18 protein-coding genes and 1 pseudogene are annotated in these 17,495 nt (G+C 54.6%); 8 read left to right on the top strand and 11 right to left on the bottom strand.

Annotation, left to right across the window (positions count from 1 at the left end):
* Positions 1-2: 2 nt before the first annotated feature.
* From P3T24_RS25460 to P3T24_RS25445, 4 genes are all read right to left on the bottom strand, one after another.
* Positions 3-2,393 carry an ATP-binding protein gene (locus tag P3T24_RS25460; RefSeq protein WP_429439028.1) on the bottom strand — a complete coding sequence of 797 codons (2,391 nt, stop codon included), beginning with the start codon at positions 2,391-2,393 and terminating at the stop codon, positions 3-5.
* Positions 2,394-2,819: 426 nt separating this feature from the next.
* Positions 2,820-3,893, bottom strand: coding sequence for a phage/plasmid replication protein, II/X family (locus P3T24_RS25455; RefSeq protein ID WP_429439026.1), 1,074 nt, complete (start codon positions 3,891-3,893; stop codon positions 2,820-2,822).
* Positions 3,894-4,008: 115 nt separating this feature from the next.
* Entirely contained in the window at positions 4,009-4,221 is a 213-nt protein-coding gene (locus P3T24_RS25450) for a helix-turn-helix transcriptional regulator (RefSeq protein ID WP_429439023.1), read from the bottom strand.
* A gap of 284 nt (positions 4,222-4,505) precedes the next feature.
* A complete protein-coding gene (locus tag P3T24_RS25445; protein ID WP_429439020.1) occupies positions 4,506-5,480 on the bottom strand; it encodes a transcriptional regulator domain-containing protein in 975 nt (324 codons plus the stop codon).
* 775 nt (positions 5,481-6,255) lie between these two features.
* Here P3T24_RS25445 and P3T24_RS25440 point away from each other — a divergent pair.
* Both P3T24_RS25440 and P3T24_RS25435 read left to right on the top strand, forming a co-directional pair.
* Entirely contained in the window at positions 6,256-7,221 is a 966-nt protein-coding gene (locus tag P3T24_RS25440; RefSeq protein WP_429439018.1) for a hypothetical protein, read from the top strand.
* Positions 7,222-7,440: 219 nt separating this feature from the next.
* Positions 7,441-8,109 (top strand): hypothetical protein, encoded by a 669-nt coding sequence (locus tag P3T24_RS25435; RefSeq protein ID WP_429439015.1) that lies wholly within the window; start codon positions 7,441-7,443, stop codon positions 8,107-8,109.
* Positions 8,110-8,334: 225 nt separating this feature from the next.
* On the opposite strand, the gene P3T24_RS25430 is transcribed toward P3T24_RS25435, so the two are convergent.
* Positions 8,335-9,624 (bottom strand): hypothetical protein, encoded by a 1,290-nt coding sequence (locus P3T24_RS25430; protein WP_429439012.1) that lies wholly within the window; start codon positions 9,622-9,624, stop codon positions 8,335-8,337.
* 355 nt (positions 9,625-9,979) lie between these two features.
* On the opposite strand from P3T24_RS25430, the gene P3T24_RS25425 reads away from it, so the two are divergent.
* Together P3T24_RS25425 and P3T24_RS25420 are read left to right on the top strand one after the other, a co-directional pair.
* Entirely contained in the window at positions 9,980-10,582 is a 603-nt protein-coding gene (locus tag P3T24_RS25425) for a recombinase family protein (protein ID WP_429439009.1), read from the top strand.
* A gap of 76 nt (positions 10,583-10,658) precedes the next feature.
* Positions 10,659-11,444: an HNH endonuclease gene (locus P3T24_RS25420; RefSeq protein ID WP_429439007.1), complete on the top strand. Its 786-nt coding sequence runs from the start codon at positions 10,659-10,661 to the stop codon at positions 11,442-11,444.
* Positions 11,445-11,493: 49 nt separating this feature from the next.
* Here P3T24_RS25420 and P3T24_RS25415 read toward each other — a convergent pair whose 3' ends face one another.
* A complete protein-coding gene (locus tag P3T24_RS25415; RefSeq protein ID WP_429439391.1) occupies positions 11,494-12,039 on the bottom strand; it encodes an HNH endonuclease in 546 nt (181 codons plus the stop codon).
* A gap of 902 nt (positions 12,040-12,941) precedes the next feature.
* Here P3T24_RS25415 and P3T24_RS25410 point away from each other — a divergent pair.
* Complete coding sequence (locus P3T24_RS25410; protein ID WP_429439004.1) at positions 12,942-13,301, top strand: metallophosphoesterase; 360 nt, start codon at positions 12,942-12,944, stop codon at positions 13,299-13,301.
* Positions 13,302-13,395: 94 nt separating this feature from the next.
* Here the strand turns inward: P3T24_RS25410 and gspG are convergent.
* Positions 13,396-13,710, bottom strand: a pseudogene (gspG, locus tag P3T24_RS25405) (type II secretion system major pseudopilin GspG); the annotation flags it as partial.
* 473 nt (positions 13,711-14,183) lie between these two features.
* Between gspG and P3T24_RS25400 the strand changes: the two are divergent.
* Positions 14,184-14,552: a helix-turn-helix transcriptional regulator gene (locus tag P3T24_RS25400; protein ID WP_429439001.1), complete on the top strand. Its 369-nt coding sequence runs from the start codon at positions 14,184-14,186 to the stop codon at positions 14,550-14,552.
* A gap of 76 nt (positions 14,553-14,628) precedes the next feature.
* Here the strand turns inward: P3T24_RS25400 and P3T24_RS25395 are convergent, their stop codons facing one another.
* From P3T24_RS25395 to P3T24_RS25380, 4 genes are all read right to left on the bottom strand, one after another.
* Positions 14,629-15,153, bottom strand: a complete 525-nt coding sequence (locus P3T24_RS25395) for an HD domain-containing protein (RefSeq protein ID WP_429438998.1) — start codon at positions 15,151-15,153, stop codon at positions 14,629-14,631.
* Positions 15,154-15,180: 27 nt separating this feature from the next.
* Positions 15,181-15,459 carry a hypothetical protein gene (locus tag P3T24_RS25390; protein ID WP_429438995.1) on the bottom strand — a complete coding sequence of 93 codons (279 nt, stop codon included), beginning with the start codon at positions 15,457-15,459 and terminating at the stop codon, positions 15,181-15,183.
* A gap of 81 nt (positions 15,460-15,540) precedes the next feature.
* Positions 15,541-15,912, bottom strand: a complete 372-nt coding sequence (locus P3T24_RS25385) for a hypothetical protein (protein WP_429438993.1) — start codon at positions 15,910-15,912, stop codon at positions 15,541-15,543.
* Between the two features lie 64 nt (positions 15,913-15,976).
* On the bottom strand, positions 15,977-16,306 hold the full coding sequence (locus P3T24_RS25380; RefSeq protein WP_429438990.1) for a hypothetical protein: 330 nt from the start codon (positions 16,304-16,306) through the stop codon (positions 15,977-15,979).
* Between the two features lie 182 nt (positions 16,307-16,488).
* Here P3T24_RS25380 and P3T24_RS25375 point away from each other — a divergent pair, with 182 nt between their 5' ends.
* Entirely contained in the window at positions 16,489-16,755 is a 267-nt protein-coding gene (locus P3T24_RS25375; RefSeq protein ID WP_429438987.1) for a helix-turn-helix domain-containing protein, read from the top strand.
* Positions 16,756-16,940: 185 nt separating this feature from the next.
* Positions 16,941-17,483, top strand: coding sequence for a hypothetical protein (locus P3T24_RS25370; protein ID WP_429438985.1), 543 nt, complete (start codon positions 16,941-16,943; stop codon positions 17,481-17,483).
* Positions 17,484-17,495 lie beyond the last annotated feature (12 nt).

Below are 17,495 nucleotides of genomic sequence, written 5' to 3'. Positions count from 1 at the left end.
CTTTACGTTGACTCTGCTGAATCCGTCGATGCGTCGTTGGTTGGCTCTTTGGGCACGGGCCGAAACGGACGGCCGGGAGAAAATGCCGTGAGACGCGCGACAGCCGCGGCCGTTTCATCGTAGTCAGCTGCCTCGGCGGCGAAGACCTTCGGCAAGGAAAAATAGACCGTTGCGCCTTTGTCGATTTCGCCGACTGCCCACGTTTTGCCGCCGTGCCGCTCGATAATCCGTTTGACGCTGGCAAGGCCAATGCCCGTGCCTTCGAATTCTTCGAAGCGATGCAGCCGCTGAAACACACCGAACAGTTTGTCGACGTAGCGCATGTCGAAGCCGACGCCGTTGTCGCGCACATAAAACACGTGCTGCTCGGCCAACTCCCGTTCGCCTTCCTCGCTGCCAATTTCAATGATCGGATGTTCATCCGGCCCGCGACGATGCTGGCTGAATTTTACCGCGTTCTCGAGCAGATTTCGCAGTACGACATGAATCAGTACCGCGTCAGCCGTAACGCTACACAGTGGGCCGGCGCGCCATTCGATCTGCGTGTCGCTGGATTGTTTTCGCTCGTCTGCAATCAGGCCGTCCACCAAAGAGCGCAAATCGACGTTTTGCGGTCGCAGTGCGGCGCGGCCCATCTGCGAGAATGCGAGCAGATCGTCGACCAGCTCGCCACCGAAGCGCGCCGACGCAACGATGCGCTCGACAAAGTGCTTGCCTCGTTCAGACAGGCGCGACGATTCCATCTCGCGGAGCAGATCGGCGAAGCCGACGATATGCCGCAGCGGTGCGCGCAAATCGTGCGACACCGTATAGGAAAAGCCTTCGAGTTCCTGGTTGGCGCGGCCCACTTCCATAGCGAGTTGCGCGAGTTCTTCAGCGCGGCGCAGAACGACGCCGAGCATCGCCGTGCGAAATTCCGCCGCAATTTCCAGCTCCGCGGGGCGCCACGGCTGCGAGCGGCCGCGAACGGTTTCGGTCCACGCATCGAAGCTTTCGCGCGGCGAGAGCGATGCGGAGAGCGACGCAAGTTTGTTGCGGGGATCGCCGGCCCACTTCACCGTGCGTATCACCTCGGCGCGAAACCAGATGATGTAATTCCGGAACAGCTTCGAAATCGATACGGAGAGAATGCCCGCGCAATCCGGCTCGATGGACGTGTCGCGCACGGCGGCCAGCGCGTCGGTCGAGTAGATGTCGTCGGGACGGGTGTCCATCCACGCGACCAGTTTATCGACCTCGGCCGCCGCAGGTGTCGCGCCAACCAGTACGATGCGCCCATCGAACACGATAGCCGCGCCGGTCGCGTCGGTCAGCCCTAGCAGTTCCTTCGGATCCTCGGCGAGCGTGTCGACAAAGTTTTCGGTATTGGCCATTGCGGCAAGCAGGCGCGATTGCCGGCGCCGCAGTTCGATCCGGTACTCCGCCTCTTCACGCTCTTCCTTGGCTTCGACCTGCAGCGAGAGGACCTGCGCGATATGTTCGCAGGCGGTGCGCACCTCGAATGGCGGGACGCGCGCCGTTGCGTGATGGCAGGAGATCAACCCCCATAGCTTGCCGCGCACTACGATCGACATCGACATGGAGGACCACGTCCCCATGTTCTTCATGTATTGGACGTGCACCGGCGAAACGCTGCGCAGTGACGAGTACGTGAGATCGGTCGGCCGGCCCGTGGTCGGGTGCAGGGCTGGAACGAGCGGCGCGGGTAGGTAGTCCGCGTCGGCGATCAGGCGAATGCGATTGCGCACATAGAGCGCGCGCGCCTGGGCGGGAATATCGGAGGCGGGGAAATGCTGGTCGAGATACGACGGGTAGCCTGGTTCGATCGCTTCGGCATGGACATGTCCATGACCATCGTGGTCGAAGCTGTAGACAAGCGTGCGGCCGAAGCCGGCAATGCGGTGCACCTCTTGCGCGGCTAGTGCCGCGAGCCCGTCGACACTCTGAACCTCTTGCAGGCGGTTGATAAACGTGCGGACAAGTGGATAGATCGACGAGAACACGTCGGCCGTGCCCCGGGCCGGTTCGAGTTCGACAATGCCGACGCCGTCGAGGCGATGCACCACGACAGCCAGCGGCGAAACGCGCTCGCTGCCAACGTTGCGCGGATCGTTTATCGAGCCTGCGTAGAGAGGGACGCCATCGGCTTCGAGCGTGCGTAACGCATCGAGCGCGAGCGCCGCGGCCGCGCCGAGGACGCGTTCGAGAGGTTGCCCAAGAAGCTGCTCTACAGGGGTGCCCGTGAGGGCTGAGATGTTTTCGCTGGCCTGCAGCACGGTGCCGTCATCGGCCGTGCTGATGAGGAATCCATGTGGCTGGATGCCCCCAGGAATATGGATGGGTTCGCTAGCACAGTCGGATGTCGCGACCCGGCCGTTTGTCATGTCTGTCATGCTCGCTCCGTGCGGACTCGCTGACATTCTCGCATAGACGCGCGGGTTTGCAGGGTTGCGGGAGCAGGTGCGATTCCGTGCGCAGAATGCACGCGCAGTCTGGATTGGGATGCAATTTTTGGGGGGAGTACTGCGGGAGGAAGTACTGGTGCCAGGGCCGGAATGGAATAGTTTTGCTAAATGCATGATTCTGAAAGAAGAGGAAATACTCGCTGCTTTTAGTACCCCCATAAGTACCCCCAGACGTTCGGGTTGATTGGGATGTCAAGCGAATACGCGGTGCCGATGGCCGCGCCAGTTCGTGCAAGTCAGTGCTTGCAGGTGCCACGCATCGTCGCGCGTGCCAGAGAAAAGCGCCCCGATTGATAATGCTTTAGGGCGCAGATTGATGCAGAGACGTGCGTAACCATGACCGCCGACGGTTACTTATCGGCGACGCTTCGGGGCCATGCCTGCTCTGACGAGCCAGGCCGGTGTTGGCGATATTGCACCCTTGCGGACGAGAACTGTAACTAAAGGTGTTTCAGCATCTGCTTGAGTTGGGCAGTCCAGATTTATCCCGCGCTGCCGAAAATATGCCTTGTGTCGAGTCCTTGTCGCTTCGGAATATGCGAGATGCCAATCCGAGAAGCCTAGTTTGTGCAACACAACTATCGGGCGCATGCGGTCGTCGACGTTCTTGAAATCTTCTTCTGAAATGGTTCCAAAGGATATTCCTTCTAACGGAAGGCGATGAAAATATTTTCGAAATACTTCCCTTGCGGTGTCATCGGTCCAGTCGCTAACGTAAGCTAAACCCAGTTTTCTGAGTTCAGCGCTCCGAAGGCGAACTTCAATTCGCAGTAGCGGCTCGCAGGCACGCACGAGACGTTGATGTGTTTCGGTATCCAAATTTTTATTGATGCGCATCTGCGACCCTTTTGCGTACGCGGAAATCATATAGTATTTGCTTCCTTTGGGTGCCAAGGCCACGTACCTCTGATGTAGATGCGACTGACATCCCTGCGAAGCGAGCAAATGCTTAAGCTGTGTTATAGCGGAATTGACATGATTTTCTGATTCAAGTTGGAAATTAACTGCCAGATCGATGCGATGCAGCTTTATTTTCCCATCAGTTAACTTGGATTTAATGGATTTATTTATTGGAGTTTTTAAAAATTTGCAAATTAATTTGATAATTGGTGCCGTTGCGTTTTGCACGCTATCGGAGGTCCAGACATTTTGGCCATAAAGATGTGCGTAAGGCGATCCTTCGACAAATAACTCGCCGGTTGATAAGCTTGGGCGCGATTTGTAACGAAATTGCAATGGCGGCCCATACTCTGTTGCTGGCATTGATTTTCGATTGGTCCTGGTTTGAAGTATTTCTCCGTCAGGGGTGGTGATAATGGAAATCAAAGCGTCGTGAATTTGAAGGCTGATCTCGTCAATCGAAAATTCGACAGTATCTATGTTCACTTGAAAATTTTCAGGCAGGATTTGATTGTAAATTTCTTTCATGATTGGTTGATTATTAATCGTATTGAGGGTGTGCATACGCTACCGTGCGAGGTGCACGCAGCCAGCGAGTACGCAAATTGGATGTGAAAGGCCTGTATTACAGCGATGCGTTGGCTTAGTTGTGGTTATCGCGCAAACGAATACGTTCATCCATCCACCGCTCTATTTCGGTATCAAGCCAGGCGACACTGTTCGCGCTTAACTGCACCTGCCGGGGGAATTCATCTGCTTCAATAAGAGCATAAATTTGGGAGCGAGACAGTCCCGTCATTTTTTCGACTTCATGTCGGCGCAAGAATTTTATTTTTTGGTTATCAGGGTTTGGCATGTAGACCTCAAATTGATGTTAGAGGGCCTTGATTTTGCAGTTTGAATATTTGCTTGTCGCGGAGACTTTTCTCGAAAAATTGCTTTCCGGTGGAGAAGGTTTGCCAAATTTTCTGGCTAAATCGTTAGTTTTATTGAGACGACTGGCCGAGTCGGAGGTTTTCTAAAGATATTTTTCTTCCGATATTTATCAGCAATACTCAGGCTTGGCGTTAACGGGAAACATACTTGCTTGCGAAAGCGGAGGAAATTTCGACCTCAATTTCCTCCACACAGGAGTACGCGTTAGTGTTGATTGTGCTGCTGCGGTGGCGAGATGAGGGGCATTTTTTCTCTACTTCGCGTGGACGTCACGAGCGCGATATAGCCGAAGTTGACCAAATCGAGTGCGGCTTCACGGTCTTTGCGCAAGCGCTCGATCATGTCTTCGATCGGAATATTTTTGTCGCCAATGTCCGGGATGCTTGCAATTTGTTTCCAGGACATCCCGGTGTAATGCAAATCAAAAACACGTAACCGGTGAAGATGGGTTTCGCGAGGTACTTTAGGGCTTGGTCTAACTTTCCAATCAGCAACGATTTTCTTCAATGATTCGACCCTGCGTTCTAAAATCGACTTCAGAATTTCGAGTTGTGCCTTGATTCCGTCGTTCGAATGAAGGGCAACTCGTAAATCGAAAACAAAAGCAATTTCGTGATACTTGAGTTCAAATTCGAAATTTAAATCGTCCGTATCAGTAGGTTTTTTTGATTTCGCCACAATCGCTGAGAATCCTTCGTTGTGCTTTAGTGTCTGTTCGGAAAAATCCTTAAATTTTTTTAAGAAATAAAATTTCGCAATATCTTCTTTTTTGTCGGATAGATGCTGAGAGCTTTCGGACAAATCGCGGCAGGCCTTCTGGAAATTTTCGTTTCGACGCAGATACTGCCACGCCCATTCGCGATAGTTCCAAGATTCCCATCCGGCGTAATCGTCAACGCAAGTGCCTTCGGGAAGGGACGGGTGCTTAGGCATAATTTTCCTGTTAAAAGTAAGCGCTTTTCGGCGCCCGGACGAGCGCAATCGCGCAAATCGCTTTGCGGAAGAACGGGACTTTGTGAAAAACGTTGGTCGTCGGATGCGACTGTCGATGCGTTGGACGAACGACTTCTCCTCGCCGGGAGGGCGAGGTTCGGCGACTGCAGTTTCATATGCCGCTAGAACGCGGCATCGAGGGTTTCTTTGATGGTCGGCGCTATTCGATGCGATCAGCGATGGCATCGGGCCTTCCGGAAGCAATCGTAGCGCGATCGCAGTCCTTCGCGCAAGTGCCTCTACGTTCGGCGGGCGGAGCAAACGAGCGGGCCACTCTTGCGGACAGCGTGGGCGACGAGACTGCTTTTCCGAAGATTTGCGCGTTTTCGCGCTACTTCTTCAACGGGCGTGTCGTGGCATGTAGCGCATGACACAGGCGTAGCGTCGACTGGTCTAGAAGGACAAAATAGTCGTCTTCGATGCCGACTGACCTCACGACATAAATGACATGGCAGCTTAATCTCGGCAACGCCTTGCGCAATGACACGTCTAAGCGCGAACGTGCCCTCAGTCCCCGCCTGCATACTTACAGGCTTGCTGGCAACAGGCTTGACGTGACTGGGTGTACCCCTAGCTGGATCGGCGGTCCCTCACGCCCGCTTAGTTCTGCGGGACTCAGGCCATTGTTAGCGGTATACTGGAACTGGCAAAGACTTGGCAGTAATGCTGTCTACCGTTACCTCAATTCAAGACCTTGCAAGCGGCCTGGTGTTTTCTCTCCGGTTGTTCGTTGAAGTTTCAATCACTTTCAGCCTAGAGGTCTATATGAAAACTAACCTGTTCACCGTCTTCAATGCTGTGAAGTCCGAGTGCGCGTCACTATGGGGGATTAAGCGCCGGGCCGATAGAGCGAGGGATAACCGAGAGCGGATTGCAGTAGTCAAGAGCTGACGCGCCCCCACCAATTCCAGCCCGTTGAGTCGACAGTCTCAACGGGCTTTTCTTTGATGCCGAATGTCCTATGCCTGACACGATCTATTTGAACCTCAATGGAGTCCCATCAGAGCAGCCGAGACAAGATGGTATCCCGTTCCTCCACTTCGACCCCCAAGGGGTATGGAGGTTGAGTCATGGTGACATGTCCTACGATGTGGAAGGCATCTGCGTCCGACTCCACGAGGCATTGAGGCGGGCCATCATCGATGACGCCACCTACAACGAATTACTCCCACGGGTCCCTCAGTTCGCTTGCCTAGCCGGATTGAACTCCGAGTCAACCCTGTCGAAGACCGACTTCGAGAAAGTCATCTGCGTTACAGCAAACTTCCCCGAGATCAAACGTTTTCTCTTCCTGTACGACGTCCAGAAACTGATAAGCTCGATTCAGGAATGCCAGAAAGAGCTCATTCAGATGGTTGGTGAGTTCTATCGAACGCTGAATACAGAGGCGCTGTTCGTTCCGCCAATCCTGCAAGATGATGGCATTCGGTACAACACGTCGCCGACTGTGACCAAGCTTTTCGCTTTACTGACGTTCACGTTCGTGCGCATGCACAGCCTTCTCGACTATACGGTCAAGTTAGCATTGGAAACAGACGGGTTGCCGACAGACTTCACGAAGTATCCGAAGATGCGTAGCGCGAACAAGCAGTTCGGGGGGCGTAAGTGGGTCAGCTTCAACAAGCTGCCAGGCTCACTGTTTGAGGACTGCGAGCTCATCACATTCATTGAAACACTACGCAATCACTTGATCCACGACGGGCTTCTGGACGACATGCCAAAGGCGTACGAGCGGATCGAGAACGGAGTTGCTGTAGAAAAGTTTCTGCTTTTCCCGGATATGACTGAGGGCAGGTTTGACCGGGTTGGAAACCGCAATCTGTTCTTTTCGCGGGAAGACAAGATCAACGAGCGCTTGCCCGAAATCCTCGCGGAATTTCAAGCACGTTTGATAGTGACCTTGGACGGCATCCTGAAGCAGTTGTGAGCTTGTCCGAGTGGAGTAGCGATTACCGATGATACAACTAGCTAAATGGGAAGTGGTCAGCGATGGAGGCGCCGCCAAGGGGATAGAAAAATGAACTCACGAGTCACAAGTTCGTTCGATGTGCCGGAAGGCTGGGGAGATGATCCTTTATCTGCCTTCGAGGTTCACGGGCAGCAAAACCGGTATAGGTTGTTTTCGGAACGTCGCGAGTGGTATAGCGTGCTGAACGACGTCGCAGCCGAGTTGGAATCGATTTCCATCTACTTGGCGTCTCGTCTTGATGACTTTCCGGACATTGATGGGCCATTGCTGTTCGCGACGGCTCGGACGCAATTTCTGGCCGCAGCATCGATGGTATCGACTGGGCACGCATTGAGCGCGTATGCGATAGGCCGGACGGTAGTTGAGTCAGCTTTGTACGGTTGGTACTTGCTTGTGTTTCCGGACGCAGTCGCTAGGTGGCGAGCGAAGCCAACGCACAAGACAACCCGTCGCGTCTGGGGCAGAGAATTCAGCTTCAGCGCGATAGTGGAAAAGCTCAGGCTGTACGACGAAACCGCTGCCTCGATATCGCGAAGCTTACATCAACGAGCGATTGACTTCGGCGCGCATCCGAATGTGAACGTTCTTGCGCCGAATCTGCATTTCGTGAGACGGCAGGACGGTATGATGGAGGGAGGGCTGGCGATATTGCACGCACACGCAGGGCCGTGGATCGATGCGTTCGAAATGGTCGCGAAATCGGGTGCGTTCGCAACGCTGCTATTCGCGTACGCATTTTGCGAGTACGAAGAAGGGACATTGGCCCTTCGCGCCTCGTTTTGTCACATGGAAGCACTTGCGCGCTTGCTCAAGGACGTCGAGGGTACCTTGATCCAGCCCACCTAGTGATGCTAGCGTGTTGCGAGACGCGTCAGGCTCACTCCGCCTCGTGTGTTGTCATCAAACTCTTGCCGCAGACGTTCATATGTTTCCTGCGACGAAATCGAGTCCTGCGCTGGCGGCGCGTCGACCGATCTTACCTTCGTAGATGTGAACGGACTCCGACGCGTCGAGCGCAACTGCTCGATCAACTCTTGCGGGGTTGGAACACTGCGCGTAGTCATTGAAACCTCACTGTGTTTGCGATTGGCGAGCAAAGTACCTAGGGTTCAACTCTGGGCTGAAGTAATGCTTACGCTTGATCCATACTAAGCCTTCGGACTTCGTGATGACTGCAACGTCCACAGGCCCACCTACAGACTGTGTACGCTCGGTCACCTTCTCTTTTAACGATTCTAGCATCACTAATGTCTCTGCCAGTTCTGCCATCTCGTTGGGCGGGAGCCCTGAAATGACGTTTTTCAGTGGACCATAGTGCGTTTGCCATATCTGATCCGACCAGGCTTTTGCGAATTCTCCTTCGGCAGTTGCGAGCAGCGTGGGTACCGTAGCTGCTATCGCCGGCGCAAGAGCGAGGCCGTTGACAAACTGGCTTGCGTGTGTTCGGAACAGCCCATTTACCGTTGCCCAAACCTCGGGGCCGAATCCCGACACAAAGGTATCGACCATCGATTTCTTCGCGAACGCCTCAATTACCGCTTCGACGTCGTGGTTGATCGCCTTTGAGGCGACGTGCTCCACAACTAGTCGGTCCAACAGAAAGCCGTAATACCCGAGTTCCGAATAGAGGGGAAAGAAATCATGGTCGCCGAAGCCCGCGACTACGATACCAGTGTGATTCGAGTTGAAATGCACGTGATAGAACCGATAAAGCGAATCTATCGCCAGTTCGGCGAACTCCTGAGCAGATATAACGGCGGCCAAGTGTTGAAGTTGAGGGCTGTCCGTCAAATACGTTGCAATTTCATGCGCTAGCCATCCAGCATGGCTGTTCTTTGCGTTAGCTATGTCCGCGTCGACGAAAATCGGATTTAACGTCGTGGCCGCGTTGACTGCTGTCTCGGATGCAAAGAAATCGGTAATGGCCGCTTGCTGCAACGCGAGGTCTCCCGCGCTCGCCAACACCGGCTTTTCCGTTTGCGCTTTAAGTAATAGGTAGAAAACTGACCGAGCGGCAAGCTGCTTAAAGTGTTTCTCTCGGTGAGCAGGCGGAAACAAATCTGCGCTGGTCCGCACGAATTCGGACAGCGCATCAGCATATTCACGAACGGAATTCTTTACGTTCGTTCCAAGTTTTGTCCTGAAGCTTTTTATAATCAGTTCCCAAGGCACGTCTTGTAGCGTGGCGTTATTGAATAGCATCACGCCCACGGGAGCAATTGTCGATAACTGAAATATTTTGTTTGCCCCCGAAGCATAGGTTCTTTTCAGCTGGCCGTCTGCAAATGCGCTGAACGTGACAGCGCTATCTGCGGCCAGCGCAACAGCCATGCGATTGAGCACCGCGACTTCGCAAGTCACTTAGGTCTCCCGTTATCTTTATTTTTTACGCATTAGTCTAACCAGTTGCGGTATACGCAATTTTCACGTGATTTTCAAGTATTAGTTACCCGAGGGCGAGTTTGAGCACGGCATAAACTAGGCCGGGCGTAACGATCCGTGCTCGGGCCGCCTGAATCGAGCGGCAAGAAAGCGACAGAAAACGTGCCTGAGCGGTAGACGTACCTCGACGTGTGCTTGGCGGGAGTAAAGCGGCAAATAAACGGTCGTTTCCTTGCCGAGTTAGAACGCTCTGGAAATGTGGAAATAAAGTCCGTGTTTCTATATTTGTTTCCGCATGATATTATTTCCACGTTATCTTTCCACTGAGCTCGCCATGTCCAAGACTTTTCTTTACGCTCGCGTCAGCACCAGTGAACAGACGACTGCGAATCAGGTTTTGTTGGCGGAGAAAGCGGGCTACGTGGTCGCAGTTCGTCACGTGTACGCCGAGACGATCAGCGGCACGGTCGCGGCTATGGACCGCCCGGTGTTTGCCAAGCTGGTCGGCAAACTCGACGAAGGCGACAAGCTTGTGGTCACAAAGCTGGATCGACTCGGACGGAACGCGCGCGACATTGATTCGACGGTCGCGATGCTGCGAGATATGAAAGTCGCGGTCATCGTGTTGGACTTGCCGGTTATGGAAGTGACAAGTGCAGCAGGCGATCTCGTGATGCGCATGTTTGCGGCGTTCGCTCAGTTCGAGCGCGATCAACTTGTGGAGCGCACGCGCGCCGGTCTGGCACGGGCCAGGGCAGAAGGCAAAATTTCCGGGCGTCCATTATCGCTGTCAGCCGCGCAACGCGCCGAAATTAAACTGAAGCTTGAGGCGGGTGCTTCAGCACGCGGTCTCGCGAAAGAGTATGGAGTGCCATCCGACCATCAGGAAGGCCGCAGCCAACGACTTGTGAACGTTGGGGTCCTCGTAGTTGCGTAACAGGCAGACGACGTACCAAGACAGAGTACGATCCAAAACAAAGGTAATATCCTTCGTCAAACAGACGGGGGATAGAATGGACGTGATCACAACCACTGCCGATGAACTGTTCGCAACTCTTGCGTCACTCGGCGCTCCAGCTGTAATCACAAAGAACAAGCATCCAGATTCGGAGACGAACTATCGGCCTCGCGCGCGACGTCCCGGCGACATGCTTGACGGCTATTGGGTTGGTAGCCCGACGGGCGTATCGCCCGGTGAAGGCTTCGCCATCCACTTCGTGGAGCGCCACAATCGACTATGGCTTGGAGACTACCTCGGTGCTAAGGAGCGCGAGGAGGGTGGCGGTGTCTATTCGTTGATCGTTGGCAATGTGCAATGCTTTGAGATCACGGATTTGAACTTTGACGATCAGCGACAGCAGGGGCTAAAGGGGGTCCTGAAGCAAAACGGCGCTGTGATCTATTCCTACTTTGATCCGGCTGATCTTCTTCCAGACCTCCGCGGTCGGGTTATCCATCGCTACGTCGATACGCACATGGACCGACGTGACGGACCGGCCTACCGAATGGCGGAGATAAAGCAGCGCCTGCAGCAGAAAGCATTCAGAAAGGCGGTTTTTGCCCACCACCGCGCGCGCTGTGTCGTCACCGGGTGTGAAGTCCCCGAGCTACTTGAGGCGGCACACCTCAAGGACCGGAGTTGGGAGAACGGCGACAACGGCGCGCTCGATGGCATCCCGTTGCGCGTTGATTTGCATCGCGCATATGATGCTGGTCTGATAAAGCTCGATCCCCAGCACCGGATAGTCGAATTGAACGAGCGTCTGCGGGAAGTGTATGGACAATACCTGCACTGCTGACGGCTAGGCGCGCTCTCCGATTCTCCAGCATCAGCGCTCCGGCCACGCGTCAAGACACACGCGCGTGGCCACGCCTAGTTGTCTGCTGCTCGTCGACCGTCTCGGACATCCACGCTAAGCGGAGAGCGGCGGCTTCAAGCGCCTTAATGCTAGGAGAATCTGATACCGGGCTCGCGCACCTCAAGGATTGTCCATGCAGATGTCCATAATCCACAGAGGTACGAAGTGACGGCGCCAACAGCACTCTCTTGGTAGCGGGCTCGATTCCAAGCAAGTGGCAGTCAAGCAGCGTATGAAGGTCCGTGCGCAGTAAGAGCCCGTTGGTTACGTGATTAGTCTCGGGACCAAGGTAGGGCGTGATATGCGCCGCTTCTAGCACGTCCTGAATATCGCATCCCGTGATTGCGCAGCGACCATCATAGGCGGCCAGCAACGCGTCTCTAAAGTTCTTTTGACCACGCCTAATCTTTATTCCGCGTGTTACCCGTTCGCGAGCGTCATCAATCCCTCTAGGATCAAAGGCATTCGTGTCAGCGTCTTCGGCCGCGAGTGGGAGAGGCCCATCACGCGGCACGCTGGACAGCTCGGAGAACATGTCCAGAAAGTGTTTCGGCAACTTGAAGCCGTAGCCCTGTAGCAGTCGCAAATCGCGTACGCCTGACACGTCGAATGGAAAATATAGTGACGTCTTCGGACCGTGGCGGGCGTGCATGTCGTCTACGAGCTGCCTCATAGTTGGTGCGCTCTTTCTCAATACCTCAAGAGTCAATGCGCGCGGCAGTTGATGAAAGTCTGATAGTGGAATCAAAAAGCCAGGTCGAGATACTGGATCATCCCCTCTTGCGCGCGCGAACGTCCCCCGTGCTGCCCACACTATGGGTGCATCGTGCGGAGGAGCAGCGATTCGCGACCAGCCGACTATGCCGCCGACTGCGGGGTTCTTGTTGTAGTGCAGAACGACATCCCCAATCCGTGCCTCCTTGAGCAAGGAATAGCGCCAGTTATCGCGGCCGCTCGCGTCAGTGACGGGCGCCCTCAGATCGGCTCCAATGTCAGCCCTATCAGTTGCCTCCAACCAAAACCGCTCAGCTGGGTCGCGAACCCACCAATGGCTTTGTGCCATCGTTTTATGCGGCTGAACAGGCATCTGTATTCTCCTGTAATGCGCGTGATGAGCTAGGATTCAAAAGATGATCCATTCAACATATTCCGACTATCACCGACCGAGCCGGCCGTGTTGAATTTCGACCTAGGCCGCTTAGCGTCGCACAGGAACATTTATGTGGGCGGGGTTCCCTAGCTTGGACCGAACGACTCTCAACGTCTCGGGTCACATGATATCTGTATTAAGACTTCAAAAATGCCGCGTATAGAGTGCGGTGCGGCGACTTATGGGTAATCTCCAAAGAATTTGACATCATCGGCGATGTGCACGGGCACGCGGATAAACCGAGGATGCTATTGAACCGTCTAGGTTACGTAAAGTGAGGCGGCGCAATGAGGCATCCTGACCGAACCGCAATCTTCGTCGGCGACTTCATCGACCGAGGTCCAGCTCAACTCGAAACGTTGAACATTGTTCGTCCAATGGTCGAGTCCGGGAGTGCGCTGGGAGTGATGGGTAACCACGAATGCCGTTGCTTGGTACTTGCGCGATCCAGATCATGGCGACGGGTATCTACGCCCCCGCAACGGCGACGTTGGGCAAAAAATCGCCGTCAGCACGTGGCGTTTCTTGAGGAGTTTGAGAGAAATCCGAATCTTCACGCTGAGATCATCAACTGGTTACAGCGCGGGAAATGGCGCCCCACTCGTGGCGTATCGGTGGAGCGGGGAAGCCGAGCTGTCTCCGAATAATTTCGCTCTGTCGCATTAATCGCAAACTACATCGTTATTGGGCGGACCCTTGGGCCTGTTTCATAACAGCCTCGGTGTACTTGTGTACCCACGGTTGCCACGATCCTATGACCGCGCTTTCGTCGCCCGCGAGCTGATCGCTTCCAACACTGTAGACGTCAATATCTCCATGAACGCCTGGATCAAGGTACTTGTATGGATGACCGAATGGGTCATTCGGCAAACTTTGAAGATATCCACCTTCTTTCCAGTTGCTGGGAATTGGCGTGATCGTTGGTTTCTGAGTTAGTGCCCGTAGTCCTTGTTTTTGGGTTGGGTACGCCCCGTTGTCCAGCCGGTAGAGCATAAGGGAAACCATAATCACGCCGATGTCCTGTGCAGCGGCGACGCGCCGCACTTGATATTGCCTGTCTTCGTCCGCGCCGTTTCCAAGGTGGGATGCCAACGAGTTTACGCAGTTCGGGTCGTTGCGTAACTGACCGGGGTTTGAGTTGCACGCGGTGAGAACACGCTGACGCAGAGCGAAGTCTCGGTCAAACTCGTCCACGGTATAGACGCGACCAAGCGACGGAATTTCTGTGGCCGGTTTACTGACGGCTACAACGGCGGTTAGAGATAGAGTGACTGCTATCGCGAGTTTTTTCATAGATAAAATTCCTCGAAAGCGATGTTGTTTATTTTGGGTTCGCAGGGTTGCTGGAGGTCGGAGGCGTGGTCATCGCCCTCCAAACCGCGCTCTCGACTTCCCGTATGTCTTCCTTTTTAACGGCACCTTGAGAGCAACATTTAGAGTTGATATCGACATTTAAAGGTGTTACGCAGCTTCCCGTACGAGACGACTATTGACCCTGATTTTTTGTGGTGTCCAACACGGGGTGTCGAATGGCGAGGGCTGCAGTTCGGGAAGAAATTTATGCGAAACGAATTGGCCACGCGTTGACTCAGGCTCGTAAGGCGGCGCGCATGAGCCAGGAACAGGTTTCAGAAAAACTGGGCGTCAATACCGAGACGATCAGCCGGTTCGAACGCGGCCATACGCTGCCGCCGCTGAGCCGTCTTTTTGAGCTTGCGTCGCTATATAACGTGCTGCCGGAAACTATTGTGGCTGGCGGAGCTGGCCGCTCCCTCGATCCAGGTCTCGACGTGTCGTTACTTATCAACGACCTCCCGGATGTTGATCGTGAATTTGTCAGAGATTGGGTTGCTGCCATGTGCGCTCGCCTTTCGGACGGAAAGAAGCGTCGTAAGTAAGTAGAGTTCACGGATCGCTCCGGCTTGTTGTCGGATCGACAAGCCAGGCTGCGTGGGGAACGACGCAGATATTGGCTCATGGCAATAGACCAAGCCGGTAGGCCTCGTCAAACAATCGTTCGAGTGTCGGATGCACGCCGCGAATCTGGTCCACAACTGCCTTAGCCCAACGGAGATATTCTTGTTTTCGCTCAAAGGACCAATCGGCGGGTGGGCTACCCGCAAGATCGCGCAGATTGCAAATCTTGTCCGCGAGCTTGACCAGCTTGGCCTCTCTGCTAGCCTGTGACGCACGTTCGATCTGCAAGCGCTTCCGCTCAGCTTTCGGAAGCGACTTATCGTCCGTCACTTCGTTGACGATATCCACTACCGCCTGACCGAACAGCTGCGCCATCTCCTCTTCTGATGTGTCCGTGTCCTCGATAGTGTCATGCAGCACTGCAGCGACCAAGACCGATTCATCCTCGATGCCTGCTTCGTTCGCCAAGACGTTTGCAAGTGCAATCGGATGATTGATGTAAGGAGACGCATCGCGGTCTTTCCGCCTCTGCCCCCGATGCTTTTCCGCCGCGAAGGCAATCGCTTGGATAATTCTGTGCATAGTGCTCTCCGATTTACGCCCAGTCGTTCATTCGGGCGTCGGCACGATGCCGCGTCGTTGGTGAATCGATGGCGTTAGACACAGCGTTGGCGTCTGCATCTCCACGAATTTCGTCGGATCGATCAGAAGGAAGCCCACGCCGGGCACCTCGGCGAAAATGAGAGACGCCATTGCCAGTTCCTTGCAGATTTCTTCAACCAGAATGGACGGCAGGACGCCGGAGATGTGTGCGACATCCGTGCGCTTGATCCATGCGACAGGTGGACGCCCCGCCTCCTGTAGGTGCTCAACGATGGTTCGTGCCACAACCTCTGCTGCCTTCATTCCGGTACCCCAATTGTTGTTGGCTGAATAAAGCTTGCTGGCATACGAACGAGAAAGGGAAAATCACTCGTCGGCTGTCAAGGTCTGCGTGCACACCTGACGCCCGATAACCTCGCCTGCCTCGTTGGTCTTTGCTCCCTGTGCGTAGACAGCATCGGTGATCGCATACATCAGGTTCAGTGCGTCAGGGTTGTTACCAAGCGGTTGCCCTTGTGCATCTGGCGCTTGTGCGAGCTTTGCCTTGACTGTCTCCCGTCGAATGCCTTTACCATTGGCTTGGGCAATGACGTTGCCCAACTGGGCAAACTGGTCGCAGGACTGCGTGATTATCGAGTTCATCAGTTGACTACGAGCGTCGTAGACAGTTTGTGCGTTGACCGAAACGCTGGTCAGCCAGATAGCAGCAGCTATAAATTTCAAAAGTGGTCTGTTCAACTTTTTTTCCCTCGTTAAGTTCTCTGCGGAACCAGACAACCTGAAGTAAATAAGGCCTGCGGCATTACTGGATCGAATCGAGCACGCGCGAACAGTGACGGAAAATCGGCTCGCCAACCATACCGATCTCGTGCAGTGCAACGAGCCGCTGTCGACGGTCCTCGACTGGCGTGTCATCGCCGCCAACCGCACGCCACGTCGCACAAACGTAACGCCGTTTCGTCCGCGACCGAACGACCAGGTACACGGGACAAACAAGCGGACCCAGAACAACGCAGCAGAAGACCCACGCCAGCAAGCGCGACCCGGCGAGATGCACGGCTAGGCGTCGCATGTCGAGCACGATGGAAATTGCCGCGAGCGCGGCGAAAACAAACCAGCCGGAAAGAAGCATCGGACCACCATTTATACTGTATACGTATAACGAATATATCATGAGCGAACATCCGAAGTGCGGTACGTACCGATTGATCACTTGATCCTATATATGTATTTAGAATGTTTGTATAAGCCACGAACAAAGTTCGTCTGTCGGGGCTGATACAATCGAAATACGTATAACGAATTTTGCCGCACATGGCCCAACACCCAGTCCACGAACCTCGCTATCAAGTCCTGGCAAAGATGCTAGGCGACCTGCGCAAGCAGAAAGGTCTGCTGCAGCAGGACGTCGCGGACCAACTGAATCGACCGCAGGCGTTCGTGTCGAAGTACGAAAGCGGTGTACGGCGACTGGATATGGTCGAATTTCTTGACGTGGTGGCCATACTCGGCGCTGACCCGATTCAACTGCTGAAGCAGTTCATAGTCCTGGCTGACGAGGCTAAAACGGCGCGGCGGTGAATGGGCATTGCGCTGCTGACTGCCGCTCTCAGGCGGAGAACGAGACGAAATCAGGCAGCACAGAGGACAATCGCGCTACATGCGCATCAAGGGGGCCGTACGGGGGCATATGGGCGCGGGCGAGCGGCGATCCTTGGTATGCTTCCGCCAGACCTGCGGTTAGAGGCCCGACCCGAGAGACCACCGTGAATACATCAAACGCCCGAACGATCGGCGCGATCATCGCATCACTCGCTCTACTTTCCGCCTGCGACTCCAGCACCAATGACACAGCGGCCACGCCCAAGCGCACCACCCTAACGGCCTGTAATTGGGATCAAATGGACGCACTAGATGTTGATATGCTCTCGCATGAAGACGAGGCGACCGTCTGTCAGACGATCCAAAATTCTATTGGTCACGTGCCGTCTATCAAGATCGCCAAAGAACTTGCGACGGCCATGTCCGCAATGCAGATGAAGGGTGACAAGACGCCTATCGGCGACCAAGCATATCAATACATGAACATCGTAGAAGCTCGCGGCCAGACCGACAACGATGATGCGATGTACGATACCTTCAATGCGGTGTTCAAGATTTACAACGGATCATCGGGGCACGTCACGCCGCGCGACGTGAACATGGCCCTGCGAGCTATGGCGCCGGGGTTGGCGCAGAAGTTGAATGATGACGGACTGTACACCCTCGCCGCAGTGATCCAAGAGGAGAAGAAGGCGAGCGGAGAATAGGCAGAGGTGATG

The organism is Paraburkholderia sp. GAS33, from assembly GCF_050436645.1.
Classification (GTDB): domain Bacteria; phylum Pseudomonadota; class Gammaproteobacteria; order Burkholderiales; family Burkholderiaceae; genus Paraburkholderia; species Paraburkholderia phenazinium_B.
The sequence above is the reverse complement of the archived record's forward strand: the minus strand, read 5'-3'. Positions and strand labels throughout refer to the sequence as shown.

What these genes read in the sequence shown, in the direction of transcription:
- P3T24_RS25460 (WP_429439028.1), bottom strand. Translation starts at nt 2,393, where the DNA reads ATGACAGACATGACAAACGGCCGGGTCGCGACATCCGACTGTGCTAGC.
- P3T24_RS25455 (WP_429439026.1), bottom strand. Translation starts at nt 3,893, where the DNA reads ATGAAAGAAATTTACAATCAAATCCTGCCTGAAAATTTTCAAGTGAAC.
- P3T24_RS25450 (WP_429439023.1), bottom strand. Translation starts at nt 4,221, where the DNA reads ATGCCAAACCCTGATAACCAAAAAATAAAATTCTTGCGCCGACATGAA.
- P3T24_RS25445 (WP_429439020.1), bottom strand. Translation starts at nt 5,480, where the DNA reads ATGCCATCGCTGATCGCATCGAATAGCGCCGACCATCAAAGAAACCCT.
- P3T24_RS25440 (WP_429439018.1), top strand. Translation starts at nt 6,256, where the DNA reads ATGCCTGACACGATCTATTTGAACCTCAATGGAGTCCCATCAGAGCAG.
- P3T24_RS25425 (WP_429439009.1), top strand. Translation starts at nt 9,980, where the DNA reads ATGTCCAAGACTTTTCTTTACGCTCGCGTCAGCACCAGTGAACAGACG.
- P3T24_RS25420 (WP_429439007.1), top strand. Translation starts at nt 10,659, where the DNA reads ATGGACGTGATCACAACCACTGCCGATGAACTGTTCGCAACTCTTGCG.
- P3T24_RS25415 (WP_429439391.1), bottom strand. Translation starts at nt 12,039, where the DNA reads ATGTTCTCCGAGCTGTCCAGCGTGCCGCGTGATGGGCCTCTCCCACTC.
- P3T24_RS25410 (WP_429439004.1), top strand. Translation starts at nt 12,942, where the DNA reads ATGAGGCATCCTGACCGAACCGCAATCTTCGTCGGCGACTTCATCGAC.
- P3T24_RS25400 (WP_429439001.1), top strand. Translation starts at nt 14,184, where the DNA reads ATGGCGAGGGCTGCAGTTCGGGAAGAAATTTATGCGAAACGAATTGGC.
- P3T24_RS25395 (WP_429438998.1), bottom strand. Translation starts at nt 15,153, where the DNA reads ATGCACAGAATTATCCAAGCGATTGCCTTCGCGGCGGAAAAGCATCGG.
- P3T24_RS25380 (WP_429438990.1), bottom strand. Translation starts at nt 16,306, where the DNA reads ATGCTTCTTTCCGGCTGGTTTGTTTTCGCCGCGCTCGCGGCAATTTCC.
- P3T24_RS25375 (WP_429438987.1), top strand. Translation starts at nt 16,489, where the DNA reads ATGGCCCAACACCCAGTCCACGAACCTCGCTATCAAGTCCTGGCAAAG.